Source organism: Mesotoga sp. Brook.08.105.5.1, from assembly GCF_002752635.1.
GTDB lineage: Bacteria > Thermotogota > Thermotogae > Petrotogales > Kosmotogaceae > Mesotoga.
This window is the reverse complement of the sequence record NZ_AYTW01000041.1, coordinates 37,975-56,862: the sequence shown is the minus strand read 5'-3', so window position 1 is coordinate 56,862 and position 18,888 is coordinate 37,975. Positions and strand designations below refer to the sequence as shown.

Here is an 18,888-nt window from a genome sequence, read left to right as displayed (position 1 = left end):
TATCTTCCCCTGAATAGAGGAGGGGTGATAACTTGATTGAACTTAATCTGACGGCCATATTGTCGATACTGAACTTTTTGCTGCTCTTCTTTGTTCTGAAGAAGGTGCTATTTGACAAATTCTTCGACATCCTAAGACAGCGAAAAGAAAAGATCAGCAATGAGATAGCTGAGGCCGAGAAAATGCGGACTGAAGCCAACGAACTCAGAAGAGAATACCAGGCAAAAATGGAAGAGGCGCGTTCTGCTTCAGACGAAATCGTAGCACAGGCTGAAAAGCTAGCGGAAGAGATCGTAAGACAGGCAAGAGAAGATGCACAGGACGAGATACAGAGAATGTATAAGTCCGCCGAGCTTCAGATTCAGCGTGAGCGGGAAGAAGCTGCCGATGAGGTAAAAGGAGCGATAGTAACTGCCGCAGTAGCCATAGTAGGAAGGTTTCTTCAAAAGGAAATGGACGAAAACGCAAGGAAGCAATATGCAAAGAGGATTTTGGAGAGCATGGGTGATAAGGAGTGAAGAGAATTCTTTCACTTTCGGCAAAATACGCCAACGCTCTCTTCTTAAGCCTTCCCGAAGAGGCTAGAGAGCAAGGGCTGAAACAGCTCCATGAGCTTTCTAAAAGTGTTTCTAACATCGACCTTTCGAAATTCCTATTCGACCCAACTCTCGATGCAGAGAGAAAGGTAAGGATCTTCCTTAGCTTCGTTGAAAAACCTCTGGAACAGATTGAAAGGTTGATTTCGCTTCTGGTCTCTATGAAGAGGCTTGAATTGCTGGAAGATATCGTGATCTCCTTTGGTGCAAGGCTTTTGCTTGAAAGCAACAGGATTGATGTTGAAGTCGATTCGGCAGTAGCTCTCAGTTCTGAAGAGAGAGTTGCCATTCTCAAGAAAGTGAGAGAAAAGACTGGAATGGAGGGGGTTATGAAGGTCAATATTAATCCATCTCTCATTGCAGGATATGTAATTAAGTTCAGAGACGAAGTAATAGACACAAGTCTCAGCGGTCGTTTAAAGAGAGTGAGCCAGGAGCTGGGCTCGGGCCCTCGGGAGGTGATTGAGTGAAAATCAGTCCATCTGAGATTACGAAAGTCATACAGAATCAGCTAGAGAAGACTGACATAGAGTTTGATTATTTCGAAGCGGGAAAGGTAATACAAATAGGTGACGGCATTGCGAGGGCATACGGCCTCAAAGGTGTAATGGCAAATGAGCTCGTGAAATTCGAGAATAACGTCTTCGGTCTTGCATTGAACCTTGAAGAGGATAATGTAGGTATAGTTATTCTAGGGGAATACAAAGAGATAAAAGAAGGCGACCTCGTCAGAAGGACCGGCAGGATCATGGAGGTCCCCACAGGACCTGAGCTCCTGGGAAGAGTCGTGAATCCTCTCGGAATTCCACTAGATGGAAAGGGGCCTGTTCAAACAAAGAAATTCAGGCCAGTTGAAGTGAAGGCGACTGGAGTTGTAATGAGAAAACCGGTCGACACTCCTCTACAGACGGGAATAAAGGCAATAGATGCGACGATCCCCATTGGAAGAGGACAGAGAGAGTTGATAATTGGGGACAGGCAGACCGGGAAGACGGCCCTAGCAATCGATGCGATAATAAACCAGAAGGGACAGGGCGTGAAGTGCATCTACGTCGCAATTGGTCAGAAGACGGCCGCCCTTGCCAGGATCATCGATAAGCTGAATCAGTTCGGGGCAATGGAGTATACGACGATTGTCTTTGCTTCGGCTTCAGATACGGCATCTCTCTCCTATCTCGCTCCGTATGCGGGAGCTGCAATGGGCGAGCACTTCATGTTTGAGGGCCAGGACTCTCTTGTCATCTACGATGATCTTTCCAAGCATGCATCCGCTTACAGAGAGCTTTCATTGTTGCTGAGAAGGCCGCCTGGAAGGGAGGCTTATCCCGGAGATGTCTTCTATCTGCATTCCAGATTGCTAGAGCGGGCTGCAAGGCTCAACGAGAGTTTCGGTGGAGGCTCTCTCACCGCCTTACCGATCATCGAGACGCAGGCAAACGATGTATCGGCATTCATACCGACTAACGTAATATCCATAACGGACGGACAGATTTATTTGGATCCCAACCTCTTCTATGCGGGAAATCGACCTGCAATCAATGTCGGCCTCTCGGTTTCGAGGGTTGGAGGGGCTGCGCAGATTAAGGCTATGAAGAAGATTGCAGGAAGTCTGAGAATCGAGCTTGCTCAGTACAGAGATTTGCTCTCTTTTGCTCAGTTTGCGACCGAACTCGACAAGGCCACCCGCGACCAACTCACGAGGGGAGAGAAGCTTACGGAACTTCTCAAGCAGGATCAGTACGTCCCAATGCCGGTTGAAGAACAGGTCGCTGTTCTTTACACCGGAACAAAGGGTTATCTTGACGAAATGGAAACTTCGAAGATTTCGAAATTCGAGGCCTCTCTACTCAAGACGCTTCGCAGCTCTTACAGTGATGTACTATCTTCAATAAGAGAGAAGAAGGTCATAGAGGAAGGTATAGAGACCCGTCTTAAGCAAGCTATAGAAGACACCAAGAAGCAGCTTGAAGAGCGAGGTTGATTGACGGTGAGCAAGGGTAAACTGCGTACGATTAAGAAACGCATCGAGTCAACGAACTCGACGATGCAGATTACCCGCGCCATGGAGATGGTCGCGCGGGCCAAAATCAACAAAGTTCAAAAGGGACTGAAGTTCGTCAGGCTATACGAAAGAGCTATGGAGCGGGCTCTCATCAGAGCTTATTTTGGAGATTCGAACCATCCCGACTCCGGGGGTGAAGGAGAGATTCTTCTCGTAGTCAGCTCAGATATGGGACTTGCGGGAGCCTTTAATGCAGAGATAATGAAGGCAGCCGAGCGCGAAGTTGCAAAGTCAAACGTCATACACATCGTTACGGTGGGAATCAAGGCCGAAAGTCATTTCAAGAAGAGCGGAGTACCTATTACTCCTTTCAGTCATTTCTTCGATACTCCCGATCTTGACGAGGCGGCAATTATCGTTGACGATATTGAAGAAATCATGGATAGCAAGAACGCGTCCGGCTTGAAAATGGTTTTCAGCAGTTTCAAGAATCCGCTCGCTCAGATACCGAAGACTGTCAAGCTTCTTCCCGTTGAAGATTTTGAGAAGCCAGACAACGACTTATTTGATTTCGAACCTGAAATCGAGGTTCTGTACGAAGATGTGCTTAATTCGTGGCTTGTAGCCAAAGTTCTTCAGGGCTTATATGAAACGAAGGTCGGGGAACTCTTCTCCAGACAAGCTGCAATGAAGAACGCAACCGAGAATGCAAAGAACATGATAGAGCAACTGACTCTGGTTAGGAATAAACTGCGCCAGTCGAATATCACACAGGAAATAATCGAAGTCGTAAACGGCGCTGAAGCGCTTAACGGTTAATTGATTTTGGAGGTGTGAGTGTGCCCGACAAAAAGGAACAAAATATTGGGAAAATAATCGCGATAACTGGTCCGGTCGTAGACGTATCATTCGAAGGAGCGAGGCTTCCCGACATTCTGAATGCCCTGAAAGTAAAGAACGAATTCTTAGATAAAGAGATAGTACTCGAAGTTGCCCAGCTGATTGGAGATAACAGCGTCAGGGCAATTGCCTTGGACAGTACAGACGGACTCGTGAGGGGCCAGGAAGTACTTGATACTGAAAAGCAGATCACCGTACCTGTCGGAGAAGAGATTCTCGGAAGAATGTTCAATCTTCTCGGCGAACCGATCGACGAACTTGGAGAGGTAAAGTTTGCCGATCACTGGGAGATACACAGAGCGTCTCCTTCAGTCACCGACCAGCAGACCGAAGTCGAGATACTTGAAACGGGAATAAAGGTCATCGATCTTCTTGCGCCATTCAGCAAGGGCGGAAAGATTGGCTTCTCCGGAGGTGCCGGAGTCGGAAAGACGGTTCTCGTTATGGAACTCATAAGAAACTTCGCAATCGAGCAGAAGGGGCTTTCTGTCTTTGCCGGAGTCGGTGAGAGAACTAGAGAGGGAAATGATCTTTGGCTCGATATGCAGGAGGCCGGTGTCATTGAAAATACCGCTCTCGTTTTTGGGCAGATGAACGAACCTCCTGGAGCAAGATTCAGAATCGGTCTCTCTGCTATAACCATGGCTGAATACTTCAGAGATGTTCAGAAGAAGGACGTTCTCGTATTCATTGACAACATCTTCAGATTTGTTCAGGCCGGTTCAGAGGTTTCGGCTCTCCTTGGAAGAATGCCTTCAGCGGTTGGTTACCAACCGACATTGGGGACTGAAATGGGAAACCTGCAGGAGAGGATCACCTCGACGAGATCTGGTTCTATTACTTCCGTCCAGGCAATATACGTTCCTGCGGACGATTTCACTGATCCGGCGCCTGCTACTACCTTCAGCCATCTCGATGCGACCGTTAACCTTTCGCGTTCAATAGCCGAGCAGGGGCTGTACCCGGCCGTTGATCCGTTGGATTCGACGTCGAAAAATCTTGATCCCGTAGTTGTGGGCCAGGAACACTACCAGGTCGCAAGAAGCGTCCAGGAAGTTCTTCAGAGATACAAGGACCTTCAGGACATCATTGCGATTCTGGGTATGGAAGAGCTGTCTGAAGAGGATCAGCTAGCCGTTCAGAGAGCGAGAAAGATCCAAAGGTTCTTGACGCAGCCGTTCTTTGTCGCTGAGAAATTCAGTAACATGGATGGGAAATACGTCCCCATTTCCGAAACGATACGTGGGTTCAAAGAGATACTCGAGGGCAAACACGACTCTCTTCCTGAACAGTCCTTCATGATGGTTGGCACGATTGATGAAGCCGTTGAGAAGGGCAAGAAGCTTACGAAGGGTGAATGACTTGGCATTGAAGACCACGATAATCACGCCTTATGAGATCGAGTGGGAGGGAGAAGCAGATTACATCTCCTTCCGCTCGACCGAAGGGGAGATAGGCTACCTGCCTGAAAGAGCTCCAGCTCTTATGAAGTTGACCGTTGACGTAATGGAGATAACGTCAGGTTCTAAGACTTTGCGGTTTGCCGTTCACGGAGGATACGTTCTCCAGGAGAGAGACAGCTTGACTATTGTGACCGATGCCGCCGAAACTCCTGAGGAGATTAGCGTAGAAAGAGCAAAGCAGCGGCTAAAGAGAGCAGAGGAATTGCTGGAAGTAAGTAAATCCAGGCGCGAAAGGGCTAGAAACGAGGCCAAACTGCAAAGACATATGCTTAGAATCAGAGTGGGGTCTGGGGAATAGCTGCTCCTCTTGAAGAGCCGTCCTCCGAGAAGAGCATCAGTTGCAAGTTCCCTGTTGCAAGTTGCAAGACTTTGAAGAAGCCAGTCTGCTTAGGCAGGCCAGTCTTTGCTTCGCAAAGGCAAGTTCCGCTTCGCGGGCAAAAGAGCCGCTGGACGCTGGAAAGAACCGCTTTGCGCTTAAGAGCGGAGAACCTGCTGATCGCTTTGAAGAGCAGTCCTCCGTTATGCGTCCCAGATCATGGACCCGTCCTACGATAAGATCAATCGAGGAACTGCGTTGTCGAGACGTTCGCTGCGCTCATTAGAAGGCTCCAATTGACACGTTAACCGTTGACGGTCCGCCGTCCTCCGAGAAGAGCATCAGTTGCAAGTTCCCTGTTGCAAGTTGCAAGACTTTGAAGAAGCTAGTCTGCTTAGGCAGGCCAGTCTTTGCTTCGCAAAGGCAAGTTCCGCTTCGCGGGCAGAAGAGGCGCTTGACGCTTAAGAATAAGGACCCGTTGATCGCTGTGAAATGCGGTTCTCCGTTGACAGTCCAAGGGCATGGACCCGTCCTGCGATAAGATCAATCGAGGAAGTGCGTTGTCGAGGCGTTCGCTGCGCTCACGAGAAGGTGGGAGAAAAGCCAGTCACTGCTGAAATAAGACGCAATGCCGCCTTCGGCGGGACGCAAGGCGCCGAAGAGCATCGGCGGACGCAAGGCCCGCCTCACCGGATCGCAATGCCCGGAAAGGCATCACTTCCTACTTTTGAAGAGGTCTATCGATCTTTCATTTAATTGCGTTTTCTCTTGAATGCTTCTATCAAATCCGTTTTTCTCTCTTCGCCTCTGAGAAGAGCGGCGACATTCTTCCGGTGTCTGAACAGAGACAGCCCGAAGAAGGCGAGCATCCAAAGACCTACGGCGTAGCCTTCAGTCAGGAAGAGGATGCTAGATAAAATCGCCAGAGCAAGAACTGAACCAAGGGAAACGTATTTAGTGAGCAGAACGATCGGTACCCATATTCCAAAGAAGACCGCAACATACCACGGTAATGTCCCTGAAAGCGTCCCCACCGTGCAGGCAACGGCTTTGCCACCTCTGAATCTGAGGAAAATCGAATAGCTGTGGCCCACTGCTGCAAAGAAACCGATCATCATACCTTCGGGCAATGAGACTCCAAAGACAGCTCTAGCGATTATCACGGGAATGAAGGCCTTCACCCCATCCAGAATCATGGCGACGGCACCAGCATAGCCCCCCATGCTTCTAAGAACGTTTGTTCCACCTACGTTTCCACTGCCCACCCTGGTAATATTCACGCCCTTAACAAGTGGCACAATGAAACTGAAGGGGATGGAACCCATAATATATCCAACAAGAGCAAATACTACGTACCTCATCTCTTCCTCCTGAGCTTCAAGAAGATTGGAGTTCCGTCGAATGGATCGAAATTAAGCCGAATCGTGTTTCTAATCCCTCTAAGATAAGGCTCGGTAAAGAGCGTAGGGTCGTTTACATTCAGCATTATTATCGGCGGCCTGCTTGAGATCTGGGAACCGTAATATATCTTGCCTCGCTTCTTCCCCTTGCCGGGTGCCGGCGTTCCCTCCGAGTATCTCTGAATGAGAGTGTTAAGAAGGCCGGTCGGAATTCTTAGGTCTATCTTCTTACTTACAAGCCTAATGTTGTCGATAAGATCGTCCATACCTTCACCGGTCTCGGTTGAGGTGAAGAGAACGGGACTGTAGTCTATGAAGTATAGGTCCTGTTTGAAGGTTCGCAGCAACGCCTTCCTGCGTCTATCATCAGCAAGGTCCGATTTGCTGAAGACAGCAATGGTCGCCTTACCGTTCTTTTCAGCGAGTCCAGCGATGCGCTGGTCTTGATTGCCAACTCCGTCAGCCGAGTCAATTACCATTAGTATGATATCGGATCTCTCCAGAGCGTCAATTGCTCTCATTACGCTGTAGTATTCAACATTCATTACCTTCACCTTAGACTTCTTCCTCATTCCTGCAGTGTCAATGAAGGTCATTGGTATACCGTCTACAACGACAGTCTCATCGACTGTATCTCGGGTTGTCCCCGAGACTTCAGTTACAAGGCTTCTTGGACTGCCGACTATCCAGTTGAAGATAGAGGACTTTCCCGCGTTTGGCTTACCGACAATTGCTATTTTCAGATCGCTTTCTTCGCCACTTTCCGCTTGTATCGAGTGTCCCAGCGAGGTCAATCGATCGAAGATCTCGTCGAAAAGCAAATCGATGTTAAGACCGTGGGCCGAGGATACCTTTATGGGATCTCCAAAACCAAGTGAAAAGATCTCGTTTCCCATACTTGAATAAAAGTTATCGGGGTTCTCAACCTTGTTGGCAACGAAGATCACTTCAAGTCTCTGCTTTCTCAAGTAATCTGCGAGTTCGATATCGGCACTTGTAAGCCCGCTTCTTCCATCGACAACAAAAAGAATGAGGTCTCCCTCACTCAGAAGCTCAAGGGTGACCTCTTTCATCTTTTCTTCAACGATGTTTTCTGGATTCTCAAATAGTCCACATGTGTCTACAAGCTGAAAGGTTCTCTGTTGCCAGTTAACTCTCCCTACCGTGAAGTCACGGGTAACCCCTGGAATGTCATCAACTATAGCTCTCCTACCACCAACAAGTCTATTGAATAGAGTCGACTTTCCAACATTTGGTCGTCCGATTATCAGGACGGTGGCCACTAGAGGCTTTCTCCTTCTTCCTCAAGCTGATTCTTAATCATTTCTCCAAGGCTGTTGGAACTGACGGTTCCATTATCGTTGAAATCCTTGAGAACTTTCTCGGTCTCGGCCGCTTCTTTATCTTTTATGAGCTGCCTTATCGACACAACCATGTTTCGAGTGTCGTTATCCGGGTCGTAAACCAAACGGATTATCTTGAATTGATCATGCTTACCGACTTCAACCGAGTCCTCGATATTCTCTGTCCGCTCAAGAGATACCTGCGAAACGGGCAAGAAGGCCTCAACACCGTATGAGTCGACCATGATTATTGCTCCAGACTTCGTGAGTCTTGTCACGGTCCCACTAACTTGATCTCCCACAGAAAGCTCTTCGGAAACCTTCTCCCAGGGATCGGGAGTTGCCTGTTTTATGCTAAGCCTCATCCTCCTGTTAACTGTATCTATAGAAAGTATCTTTACCTCTATTTCTTCTCCTTCTTTAACAACATCCTCGATTCTATCGACGAAGTTCCACGAGACCTCAGATACCGGAACAAATCCAGATACGTACTCTTCAAGCTCGAGAATTACCCCGGTAGGCAATACCTTTGCCGTCTTAGCCTTTAGAACGTCTCCCTCTTTGTACTTGTCGCCGATGTTTTCCCACGGGTCGCCCAGGGCTTCCCTGTAAGAGAGTGAAAGGGTCCGCTTTTCTTCGTTTATCTCCTTGATGTTCACTTTGACCTCGTCTCCAACTTCTACAACGCTCTTGAGATCCTTCTTGATGTTTCCCCAGAATACTTCTGAAATGTGTACTAATCCTTCCACTCCGGGCTCAAGCGATACGAAGAAACCGAACGGGGTGATGTTTTTTACCGTTCCAACGACCGTAGAACCGACTTCGTATTTTTCCTTCAAGGTCGACCAAGGGTCTTCCGTCATCTGCTTAAGCGAGAGAGATATCTTCTTCTCTTTTTCATCGATTCCAATTACCTTTGTCCTGACCGTCTCGCCGGGCTTCAGTAGATCGCTTATCCTCACACTTGGATCCCAGCTCATTTCAGATGCCGGAATAAGCGCAGTTACATTGTCGTTTAGCTTCACGAAGGCGCCGAAATTCTTTATTGACTCGACTTTGCCTTCCAGTTCCTGGCCGACTTCGATTGTCTTGAAGTAGGCATTTATTGCCTCTTCCTGAAATGCTTTTAGCGAAACTACTACGTTTATTCCATTTCGTTGTCTCTTAAATCTTATGACCTTGAACTTCATTGTTCCTTCTGGAGCCGGATCTCCCTTTCGGATTCCCGACTCTGAGCCTGGAAGAAATGCGGGCACCGTCTTCAAAAGCCGCACATTGTACCCGGCGTTCGTCTCCGAAACTATCTTTCCGTCAATGGCTTTGCCTTCTCTGTAAGCCTTCTCAACCTTGCTGACCGCTTGCCTGGCATGGACTCTCTTTTCAGAAACAGTGCTTCTTCCTTCCTCTTCGTTGGTCTTGATGACCATGACTTCTATCTTATCTCCAACGTTGTACTCTTCTAGATCATTCACTAACTGGTCCGCAGGAACGAACCCATCGAGCTTCCCGTCCATAATCACCATCAGTCCATCAGGCTGGACGGAGAAAACCTCTGCATCCTTTCTATTTCCTTTCCTTGCCGAGGAAACATCCATCTGTTCAAATATTTCCTCCATGCTCAGGTTTTCATCTTGCTGTTTCATTTTCTCTTCCATTGTTGGTTACCTCCCTCATTTTGTCTATGTAATCCAGTATCTTCTGGATTTGTTCGTACGGAGTTGATGTACCGCTAATCAGAGCAACCTTCCCCATATCACCTTGAGGAAGATCCGATAGATCTGTTGCATGAAGCGCCTTTTTACCGAGTCTCTCTACTATTCTTACAAGCTTCTTTGTATTTGAACTGTTCTTTCCACCTATCACAATAACCGTATCAACTACGCTTGCAAGTCGTTCTGCCTCAGATTCTCTCTGAATTGTGACCTTGCAAATAGTGTTATGAACGGTTACACGACCCCGAAGCTTTTCCTTAACAAACTCTGCGAACTCCTCGAAATCGCTGTTGCTCATCGTAGTCTGCGAAACGATCGCAACACGTTCAAGGCCTTCAAGCTCTTTCAATACTTCGTTATAGTCATCTCCCGGTTCCACAATGAGATACTTGTCAAGCCTACCCGAAAGAGCCGTAACTTCCGGGTGGTTCTTCTTGCCATACACCACAACAAAGTTGCCTTGCTGCTCGAGATCGACCGCCAGGCTAAATACATTGTACACTATAGGACAAGTAAGGTCTATTACTTCATCGAAAACGTGTCGTAATTTCTCCTCCGAAGCCGGATCTACTCCATGAGCCCTTATTACTGCAACGCCATCATGTTTTTCATTCAACAGTCTGTCTTCGATTACTTCAAGACCCAGCTCCCTGAGATCGTTCATCACCTTCTCATTGTGAACGATCTCTCCCGTCGCGAAAACTTTTTTTCCTGATTTTAGAAGCTTAATCGTTTCTCTGACTGCCCTGTCGACTCCGTAGCAAAACCCTACAGATTTCGCAAGGTGCACTTTCTGCCTCTTCTCTGCAAGGGTCACTATGGTAGAAACTACTTCCTCGATACCCATCTTCGTCGTATCTAACGTAATGGCATCCGTAGCAGGCTTTAGCGGCGCAACTGATCTAGTTGAGTCATTGTGGTCTCTACTTTCGATTTCGGCTAGTATCTCCTCTAAATCAGCGGCAATTCCGCTCGATCTGAGTTGTTCCAGCCTTCTCCTTGCCCTCTCGATCACCGAGGCTGTAAGAAAAATCTTCAACTCCGCTTCGGGAATAACCACTGTTCCTATGTCACGGCCTTCCATGACTACGTTGCCTTGTCTTGAAAGACTTCTTTGTTGCTCCGTAAGGAAGTCCCTGACATACGAGTACCTAGCAATGTCCGAAGATAGAAGAGATACCTCTCTCGTTCTTATTTCATCGCCGACCGGAGTGCCGTCTAACGTTATGCCTGAATCAGAGAGCGAAAAATATGTATGACTCATCAACTCCGTCATCGATGCGAGATCGGAGAAACATACACCGGCCTCTCTTGCCTTGAGGGCAAGCGCTCTGTACATCGCACCGGTGTCTATGTAAGTGAAATTCAGTCTTGATGCTACAAGTCTAGCTACAGTCGATTTTCCTGATCCGGCGGGACCGTCGATCGCAATCCTCAAATCTAGTCCCCCGCGTCCCTTACCTGAAGCTTCAGAAGATCCAGTTGATTGCGGGACACCTCGGATGGAGCAGATGTCATTAAATCGGCACCGCTAGCTACCTTCGGAAAGGCAATAACCTCTCTTATAGATTGAGCTCCGACGATTATAGCAACTATTCTGTCTAGTCCAGGTGCGATTCCCGCATGCGGAGGCGGACCGTACTTGAAGGCATCAAGCAGGTAGCCGAACTTCTCCTCCGCCTCTTCACGCGAAAGACCTATGAGATCGAAGACCCTGCTCTGAATGTCTCTTCTGTGTATTCTCACAGATCCACTGGCAACTTCGTATCCGTTGAGAACCAGATCATAAGCCTTGGATCTAACTCTTAGCGGATCGGTTTCGGCGTACTTTTCGAGGTCTTCTAAATCAGGCATAGTAAAGGGGTGGTGTTCGGCCTCAATCCGTCCTTCCTCCGAGTTGTAGGAGAACATCGGAAAATCAGTAACCCAGAGGAAGTCAAACCCCTCTACCGAAAACTCCTCTTCCTTAATAACCTTTCCTCTTATCTGCCCAAGAGCTTTGGAAAGTGCAAGACTCTCGCCAATAGAGAAGAGCACTAGATCTCCTCTTTCCGCTTTGAAGAAGGAAATCACTTTCTCGAGTTCATCGGGACAATGCTTCAGGATAGAGGATTTCAAACCGTCACCCTCTACCTTTGCCCACATCAGACCCCCCAGGGAACTATCTCTTGCCAAGGCGGTATACTCGTCCAGTTTCTTCCTCGAGAAATGGTCTGCCTTACCTTTGACAAGCAATCCCTTTACACGTTCGCCTCTATTTATCGCTTCATTTATGACTCTGAACTCAGTTCCAGCAAAAACCTCCGTGATGTCTCTTATCTCCATCCCATATCTGGTGTCTGGCTTATCGCTGCCATACAGGTCGACAACCTCTTGATAGGTGAATCTCCGGAATGGAGTCGGAATATCTGCCGAGACAGCCTCTGCAAATGCATGCTTCATCAAACCCTCGGCCATAGAGAAGACATCCTCTTCATCTGCAAAAGACATCTCAACGTCTATCTGCGTGAACTCAGGTTGCCTGTCGGCCCGAAAGTCTTCGTCTCTGAAGCACTTTGCGATCTGGTAGTACCTGTCGAAACCAGAAACCATCAGCAACTGCTTGAAGATTTGAGGAGACTGGGGCAAAGCGTAGAACTTCCCGGGTTTCAACCGCGAGGGTACGAGAAAGTCCCTGGCCCCCTCAGGCGTAGATTTCCCGAGAATAGGAGTCTCCACATCCACAAATCCATTTCTGTTTAGATACTCCCTTGCCGCCTGCACAAAACGATGCCTGGTCAATACATTGCGCTGCATCTTCGGGCGTCTTAGATCGAGGTATCTATACCTGAGATGCATCTCTTCTGAGGACTCTTCGTCTATGTTTATATAAATAGGCGGTACTTCTGCATCTGAAAAGAGTTCCAATTCGGAGGCAAACACTTCGATTTCTCCTGTGGGGAGCTTCTTATTTACAGCATCCTCAGGCCTCTTTCTCACAGATCCAGTTACCGAAATGCAGAACTCGTTTCCCAGCTTTAAGGCCTGGCTATAGAGGTTAACATTCTGAGGATCGAAGACAACTTGCGTCAAGCCATACCTGTCCCTAACTTGAACGAACTTGATACCCCCAAGATCCCTGATACGATCGACCCAGCCGTTGAGTGTTACTGCTTTTCCCGTGTCGGATGCCGTCAATTCGCCACAGGTGTGCGTCCTTTTCTTCAACACCAACACCTCCCACAGAGTTAATATTACCATGCCACTTTCTAGGATGGAATCTCGATTTGTGGTAGAATCATTTAGAATATTTCCTTCGGGGAGGTGTAGAAATTGAAAATGAAACTTTTACTTGCCTCACTGCTTATTTTCGGTCTGGCATTCACTTCAGCTTTCGCTGCCGTCAATTATGTAGACGTCAGTTCAAATCACTGGGCATACGATGCGGTGATGAGACTTTCTGACCTAGGCATTCTGACAGGTATTGTTCAAGCCGATGGCAGGACTTACTTCAATGGAAACGATCCACTCACAAGATATCAGACAGCGGTAATGCTGAAGAAGACACTCGATTATGTTGAGCTGAATTTCGCAAAGCATGGCACTGTTCAGCAGTCAGGTACTGTCGATGGAACTATCATGTCCCGTCTTGAAGCTCTCGAGCTTGCCCTTACCGATTCTAGCGGAAGGCTAATCGATACCATGGATCTTCAGTTACGGATCACTGCTTTGGAGAACAGAATCACTTCTCTTGGAATCTCCACCAACGGGAGCGTATCTCAGAGCACCGTTGAATCCTTGAGGCAGCAGATCATGAAGTTCGTCGAGGACCTTTCTCTGACTACGAAGAAGCTCGATACTCTGGCCGTTGACGTTCAAAACGTTCAGAACTCCATGTCAAATCTTGCCGTCATGGAATCGAGAGTCAACGATGCTGTGAGAAGAGTTGATACTCTTAGCGGAAACATCAGCACAATCCAGAGTTCGCTTTCTTCAAACGAAAGATCTATATCCACTCTAGACTCTGCTGTTCGATCTCTCTCGTCTTCACTAAGCGACTACGATGCGAAGCTCAGTACGATTACAAACAGAGCTTCTGCAAACGCTATTGAGATCGCATCTCTAAAAGAATCAATGGCGACAGTGACTGCAAATGTGGCGACTGTTAGGGATCTTCAGAACAAGATTTCTTCGCTTGAGAATCAGATCGCAAATGTGAGGCTTCCCGCCGATGCTGTAAGCAAACTCGATGAGCTTTCTGCGAGAATCAATGCGATTTCCTCTGACTACGCGAAGATCGGTGATTTGCAGAACTATGTGACGAAGACCGACCTAAAGGCGAATTTGAATCTCTACGCAGGTGTTGACGAGCTTGCCAAGGTAAAGAATTCGAACGAATTGCTTACCAAGGATATCGAGACTTTGAGAAAGGACTTCACTTCGGAAACCGGAATCATCAAAGGCGATATCGGCAATCTTCAGAGAAGCATAAACGCGATAAATGAAATCGTCACTATTCACGAGAATGAACTGGCTGGACTGAAGTCTTCTGTCAGCACAGTATCCTCTCTGAGAAGCGACTTGAATGCACTGAATACGAAGTTCAACGCCCTTACCGATCAACAGTCCAAGAACTTCGCTGCAAGTCAGGCGAGTGTTGCTGAACTAGAGGCTAGGATGAATGAAGCAATGGATATGCTGAACGTCTCGGTAGATGCAAACCTGTCAAAGATTTCTCTCAGCATGGATACTATCAATACTCAGCTTGGAAAGAATGAGAGCGAAATCAAGGCTCTCAAGACCAGAACAGACTCATTGGAATCAAGACTGAATGCAACTGTGGTGAACCTCGAGAGATATGTAAAAATAAGCGATCTGGAGACCCAGCCAGTAATCGTAAACCTCTCTGAGAGAGTAGCCGAAATCAACAGCGCAACGATTGATGCAGCCACAAAGCAGGATGTAGAGGCTCTTCAGAAGAAGACTTCTCCTTGGTTGATTCTTTCTACTGTGAGTTCTCTGGCAGCTCTAGGAATATCCATCTGGGTTCTTATTGCCTCAGGCATAATATAGTAGAAGAGCTATCGTAATGATTGACCCGGGGTTTAGCCCCGGGTTTTTGCTATAATTGAAGCTGACGAGTTGTTGCTGGAGGTGCTTGATGAGAGTCGCAGAGATTTCTTCACTTAGTAAACATATAAACGAACACGTACAGATAAGGGGCTGGCTTAGAAGAAGGAGATCGAGCGGGAAGATTCAGTTCCTCTTCTTGAGGGACGGCTCGGGCTTCATTCAGGGCATCGTCGAGAAGTCAAGCGTCCCAGAAAGCGTATTCCAGGTAGCGGCTTCACTTAAGATGGAGTCAAGCGTGATTGTTTCGGGACTTGTGAAGGCAGAAGAAAGAGCTCCAGGCGGAGTCGAACTTTTCGTGGAGGATCTTCAGATAATCCAGATTCCCGAGAAAGACTTCCCGATAAACAAACCGGATCATTCAATCGATTTTCTGATGGACAACAGGCATCTGTGGCTAAGAACTCAGCGTCAGACCCATGTGCTGAAGATTCGTCACGAGATAATCCGTGCCGTAAGGGAGTTCTATAACGATCGAGGTTTTGTGCTTATCGATACGCCTATCTTCACCGGCTCGATTGGCGAGAGCGCAGGCAATACATTCGAGATAGACTACTTCGATTACGGGAAGGCTTACCTCGCTCAGACGGGGCAACTTTATCTTGAAGCAGCAGCCATGGCTCTCGGAAAGGTCTACAACCTTGGCCCCACTTTCAGGGCGGAGAAATCGAAGACCCGCAGACACCTTATTGAGTTCTGGATGAACGAAGCTGAAGTCGCCTATTATGGTCACGATGACAATATTAAGCTGCAGGAAGAGCTAGTAACTTATGTAGTGAAGAGCACTCTGGAACGCGCCGGAGAAGATCTTAAATCAATCGGAAGAGATACATCGAAACTGGAGAAGATCGAGACTCCATTCCCAAGAATAACTTATGACGAAGCAGTGAGACTTCTACAAAACAAGGGATTCGAGATTAATTGGGGCGACGATATTGGGGGTGATGAAGAAACGGCGATTGCAAATGAATTCGACAAGCCGATCGTTGTGGAGCGTTATCCGAGAATGATGAAGGCCTTCTACATGCAGCCTGATCCAGAGAGACCTGAAGTAGTACTCTGCGATGACATGCTCGCTCCTGAGGGCTATGGAGAGATAATTGGGGCATCTGAGAGAATATATGACCGAGACTTGCTTATTGAGAGGATTAACGAGTATGGTCTAGACGTTTCTTCTTATGACTGGTATCTTGATTTGCGCGATTATGGAACGGTCCCTCACAGCGGTTTTGGGATGGGTATAGAGCGTATCGTTGCCTGGATAGCAGGACTTGAGCACATCAGAGAAGCGATACCCTTCGCCAGAACCCTTTACAGAATTCATCCGTAGGAGGCACTATGGAAGAAGAACGTTTTCTTACTCCAGGTAAGGTCCAAGAGGATAGTTCAATAAAGAGCCTCAGGCCGAAAAACCTTGGGGAGTATATCGGCCAATCGAAAATCAGGCGAAGACTTAGCATAGCAATTGAAGCAGCCAAGGTACGTCAAGAGGCCCTTGACCATGTTCTGCTTGCAGGCCCTCCGGGTTTGGGCAAGACCACCCTCGCACATATCATTGCGAACGAGCTGGGCTCGGAGATCTATGTCACATCTGGACCGGTTATTGAGAAACAGGGCGATTTGGCCGCTATCTTGACCGGGCTGGAGCGGAACGATGTTCTTTTCATAGACGAGATTCACCGGCTGAATAGAACCGTTGAAGAGATTCTTTACTCTGCTATGGAGGATTTCCAGCTAGATATTATGATCGGCAAGGGTCCCAGTGCCCGATCGATTCGTCTTGATCTGAACCCGTTCACCCTTGTCGGAGCTACGACGCGCAGTGGTTTCATAGGTGCGCCTTTGAGAAACAGATTTGGAATGATTCTAGAGATGGAGTTCTATCCCGATAAGGATCTGAAACAGATCATTATTAGATCGGCAGCGCTTCTCGGAACATCGATAAGAGAAGACGCGGCAATCCTTCTTGCCCGAAGGTCGCGTGGAACGCCTAGAATTGCAAACAGGCTCCTGAGAAGAGTCAGGGATATCTCCACAGTTGAAGGGGGAAAGGAGATTACAGTTGATACTGTTCAGTCGGCAATGACGCTCCTTTCTATTGACGAGGAGGGACTAGATTCGATGGACAAGCGCCTCTTATCTGTCTTGATTGAGAGTTATAATGGTGGGCCTGCGGGCGTCAAGGCAATCGCGGCATCAATCGGGATAGAACCGGAGACAATCAGCGAAGTCTACGAGCCGTTCTTGCTGCAGAACGGCTTCCTGGTAAGGACAAACCGAGGAAGAATGGTTACGGAAAAGGCTTATCGCCATTTGGGATTCCCATTTGAATCACGTAATTCACCTCTTTGGAACTACATTGATCAGAGAGAAGGGGATGAAGACTAATATGACATTCGGGCTTGATCGCTCAATCTGTTGTGCTGATTTAGATTTCTCTTCGGGCTGATCACAGTTTTCCAATTCAATGTATTCTTTGTAGTCGTTTTACGAATCTGGTAGTCGTTTTTCTTTGTTGTGGGGTGAGAGTTGTGAAGGCAGCGGTGTTCTATAACAGAACGAGAATCTCCTCTGAAACACTGAACTGGCTTTCAAGGGAAATTGAATCTCACGGAATCGCTACTTCGTTTTGTGAGGATGGTACTTCGTGCTTACCGGCAAGAACAGAAGTAATTCTTACCTTCGGTGGCGACGGGACTGTTCTCAAGGCAGTGCCTCTGGCAGTAATGAACGATCTGCCGATAATGAGCTTCAGAGTTGGTAGTGTAGGCTTTCTCGCAGCCTTTGAACTCAGTATGCTCCACACTGCACTTGATCTACTTCTCCTCGGAAAACTTGAGAGCGTCACAAGACATGTAATGGAGATAGAAATCGGAGACTCTATCAGATATGCTCTTAACGACTGCGTTGTAGAACGTTCTTCACCAAGCAGGACCGTTTCTTTCAGTGTGAATGTGTGTGGGCAGAGCAGTTATCCCGTTGTTGGTGACGGTATTGTCTTCGCGACAAACACTGGTTCAACTGCATACTCGATGGCCGCCGGGGGTGCTCTGGTAGATCCAGATGCCGGCTGCTTTCAGGTTACTCCCATATGTCCTCATAACCCCTTCGTCGGATCGGTCGTTCTCGCCGCTTCGAGAAGAGTTCTAATGGAAGTGAGGCAAGACAAGGGCTATCCTATTGAGGTCTACGTTGACGGAACATTTGTTTCGAATATCAGGACGGGAGACAAGATCAACGTCGGTCTTTCAGAAAAGATAGTGTCTCTCCTCAGAGAAGGAAGCTTCGATTTTGTTGCTCTTCTCAAGAAGAAGCTGGCCTTTGGAGGTCGACTGAAAGATGATATCTAAAGTTGGTCTCGAAAGAATAGGAAACCTGAGAATTGAGATTCTCAGAATGGCGCGATATGTCCAGAGCATATTTAACAAGACATCTGTTGCTGTTCTAGAGAGAAATGAACACCAGGCAAGAGATGTGATTTATTCCGACTCTGTGATAGATTATCATCAGGTGGAACTACAAGCAATGATAATCGGCCTAACCGGAATACTGACGCCAACAGGAAAAGAATTAAGACTCTTGACTCTCTCGATGAATATCGTCAGCACTCTTGAAAGTATAGGCGACAAGTGTGTGTTTATATGTGAGAGGGGATTGTCACTTTCAAAGCGTCCGCCGATAGGCTATCATGAAAAACTGAAGACGATGTTCGAATCTGTCTCCGTAATGACAAAAGGCGCAATAGACAATTTGGTTGACCCCTCTCTTTCTGAAGCTGTAAGATTGTGTAAGAATGACGATTTCGTTGATCGAATTCAGGAAGAGGTAAAGACCGATCTCGTTCGCTACTGCGAAGAATCGCCATCAATAATCAGCAGAGCACTAGACTTAATGATGGTTTTCGGAGCTCTGGAAGAGATAGCAGATCATTCGACTGAACTTATGGAAGCAGCAGTGTATATTGAAACCGGCAAATACTATAGATGTGTTAATGACGGTTTCCAACCCATTGATTTCAATGCCCAGAACAACAAGGGGTGATTCTTC

General features: G+C 47.5%; 16 protein-coding genes. 11 read left to right on the top strand and 5 right to left on the bottom strand.

Annotated elements, in window-relative coordinates; genetic code table 11:
• The first annotated feature begins 32 nt into the window (after nt 1-32).
• From atpF to V512_RS12225, 6 genes are read left to right on the top strand one after another with little or no spacing between them, the layout of a single operon-like run.
• Nucleotides 33-518 (top strand): F0F1 ATP synthase subunit B, encoded by a 486-nt coding sequence (gene atpF / locus V512_RS12250; protein WP_099830743.1) that lies wholly within the window; start codon nt 33-35, stop codon nt 516-518.
• Nucleotides 515-1,066, top strand: coding sequence for an ATP synthase F1 subunit delta (gene atpH, locus V512_RS12245; protein WP_099830742.1), 552 nt, complete (start codon nt 515-517; stop codon nt 1,064-1,066). The genes atpF and atpH overlap by 4 nt, the downstream gene beginning before the upstream one ends.
• Nucleotides 1,063-2,577: a F0F1 ATP synthase subunit alpha gene (atpA, locus tag V512_RS12240; protein ID WP_099830741.1), complete on the top strand. Its 1,515-nt coding sequence runs from the start codon at nt 1,063-1,065 to the stop codon at nt 2,575-2,577. The genes atpH and atpA overlap by 4 nt, the downstream gene beginning before the upstream one ends.
• Nucleotides 2,578-2,583: 6 nt before the next feature.
• Nucleotides 2,584-3,417, top strand: a complete 834-nt coding sequence (gene atpG, locus V512_RS12235; RefSeq protein WP_099830776.1) for an ATP synthase F1 subunit gamma — start codon at nt 2,584-2,586, stop codon at nt 3,415-3,417.
• Between the two features lie 20 nt (nt 3,418-3,437).
• On the top strand, nt 3,438-4,859 hold the full coding sequence (atpD, locus tag V512_RS12230; protein WP_099830740.1) for a F0F1 ATP synthase subunit beta: 1,422 nt from the start codon (nt 3,438-3,440) through the stop codon (nt 4,857-4,859).
• The gene (locus tag V512_RS12225) at nt 4,852-5,259 is read left to right on the top strand and encodes a F0F1 ATP synthase subunit epsilon (RefSeq protein ID WP_243392424.1); all 408 of its coding nucleotides are present in this window, start codon (nt 4,852-4,854) and stop codon (nt 5,257-5,259) included. The genes atpD and V512_RS12225 overlap by 8 nt, the downstream gene beginning before the upstream one ends.
• 770 nt (nt 5,260-6,029) lie before the next feature.
• Here V512_RS12225 and plsY read toward each other — a convergent pair.
• The 5 genes from plsY to aspS are packed head-to-tail and all read right to left on the bottom strand — an operon-like array spanning nt 6,030 to nt 12,972.
• Nucleotides 6,030-6,638 carry a glycerol-3-phosphate 1-O-acyltransferase PlsY gene (gene plsY, locus V512_RS12220; RefSeq protein WP_099830738.1) on the bottom strand — a complete coding sequence of 203 codons (609 nt, stop codon included), beginning with the start codon at nt 6,636-6,638 and terminating at the stop codon, nt 6,030-6,032.
• A complete protein-coding gene (gene der, locus V512_RS12215; protein WP_099830737.1) occupies nt 6,635-7,960 on the bottom strand; it encodes a ribosome biogenesis GTPase Der in 1,326 nt (441 codons plus the stop codon). Before der ends, plsY begins: the two co-directional genes overlap by 4 nt.
• Nucleotides 7,960-9,675: a S1 RNA-binding domain-containing protein gene (locus V512_RS12210; RefSeq protein WP_099830736.1), complete on the bottom strand. Its 1,716-nt coding sequence runs from the start codon at nt 9,673-9,675 to the stop codon at nt 7,960-7,962. The genes der and V512_RS12210 overlap by 1 nt, the downstream gene beginning before the upstream one ends.
• Entirely contained in the window at nt 9,647-11,170 is a 1,524-nt protein-coding gene (gene cmk, locus V512_RS12205) for a (d)CMP kinase (RefSeq protein ID WP_099830735.1), read from the bottom strand. Before cmk ends, V512_RS12210 begins: the two co-directional genes overlap by 29 nt.
• A 2-nt stretch (nt 11,171-11,172) precedes the next feature.
• Nucleotides 11,173-12,972 (bottom strand): aspartate--tRNA ligase, encoded by a 1,800-nt coding sequence (aspS, locus tag V512_RS12200; protein ID WP_180977952.1) that lies wholly within the window; start codon nt 12,970-12,972, stop codon nt 11,173-11,175.
• A 78-nt stretch (nt 12,973-13,050) separates the two neighbouring features.
• Here aspS and V512_RS12195 point away from each other — a divergent pair, with 78 nt between their 5' ends.
• The 5 genes from V512_RS12195 to V512_RS12175 all read left to right on the top strand — a co-directional run bounded on the left by V512_RS12195 (nt 13,051) and on the right by V512_RS12175 (nt 18,882).
• Nucleotides 13,051-14,784: an S-layer homology domain-containing protein gene (locus tag V512_RS12195; RefSeq protein ID WP_243392431.1), complete on the top strand. Its 1,734-nt coding sequence runs from the start codon at nt 13,051-13,053 to the stop codon at nt 14,782-14,784.
• An 88-nt stretch (nt 14,785-14,872) separates the two neighbouring features.
• A complete protein-coding gene (gene asnS / locus V512_RS12190; RefSeq protein WP_099830732.1) occupies nt 14,873-16,171 on the top strand; it encodes an asparagine--tRNA ligase in 1,299 nt (432 codons plus the stop codon).
• An 8-nt stretch (nt 16,172-16,179) separates the two neighbouring features.
• Nucleotides 16,180-17,229, top strand: a complete 1,050-nt coding sequence (gene ruvB / locus V512_RS12185; protein ID WP_099830731.1) for a Holliday junction branch migration DNA helicase RuvB — start codon at nt 16,180-16,182, stop codon at nt 17,227-17,229.
• Nucleotides 17,230-17,372: 143 nt separating this feature from the next.
• Nucleotides 17,373-18,191: an NAD(+)/NADH kinase gene (locus V512_RS12180; RefSeq protein ID WP_243392422.1), complete on the top strand. Its 819-nt coding sequence runs from the start codon at nt 17,373-17,375 to the stop codon at nt 18,189-18,191.
• Nucleotides 18,181-18,882 (top strand): phosphate uptake regulator PhoU, encoded by a 702-nt coding sequence (locus tag V512_RS12175; protein WP_099830729.1) that lies wholly within the window; start codon nt 18,181-18,183, stop codon nt 18,880-18,882. The genes V512_RS12180 and V512_RS12175 overlap by 11 nt, the downstream gene beginning before the upstream one ends.
• Nucleotides 18,883-18,888: the final 6 nt, after the last annotated feature.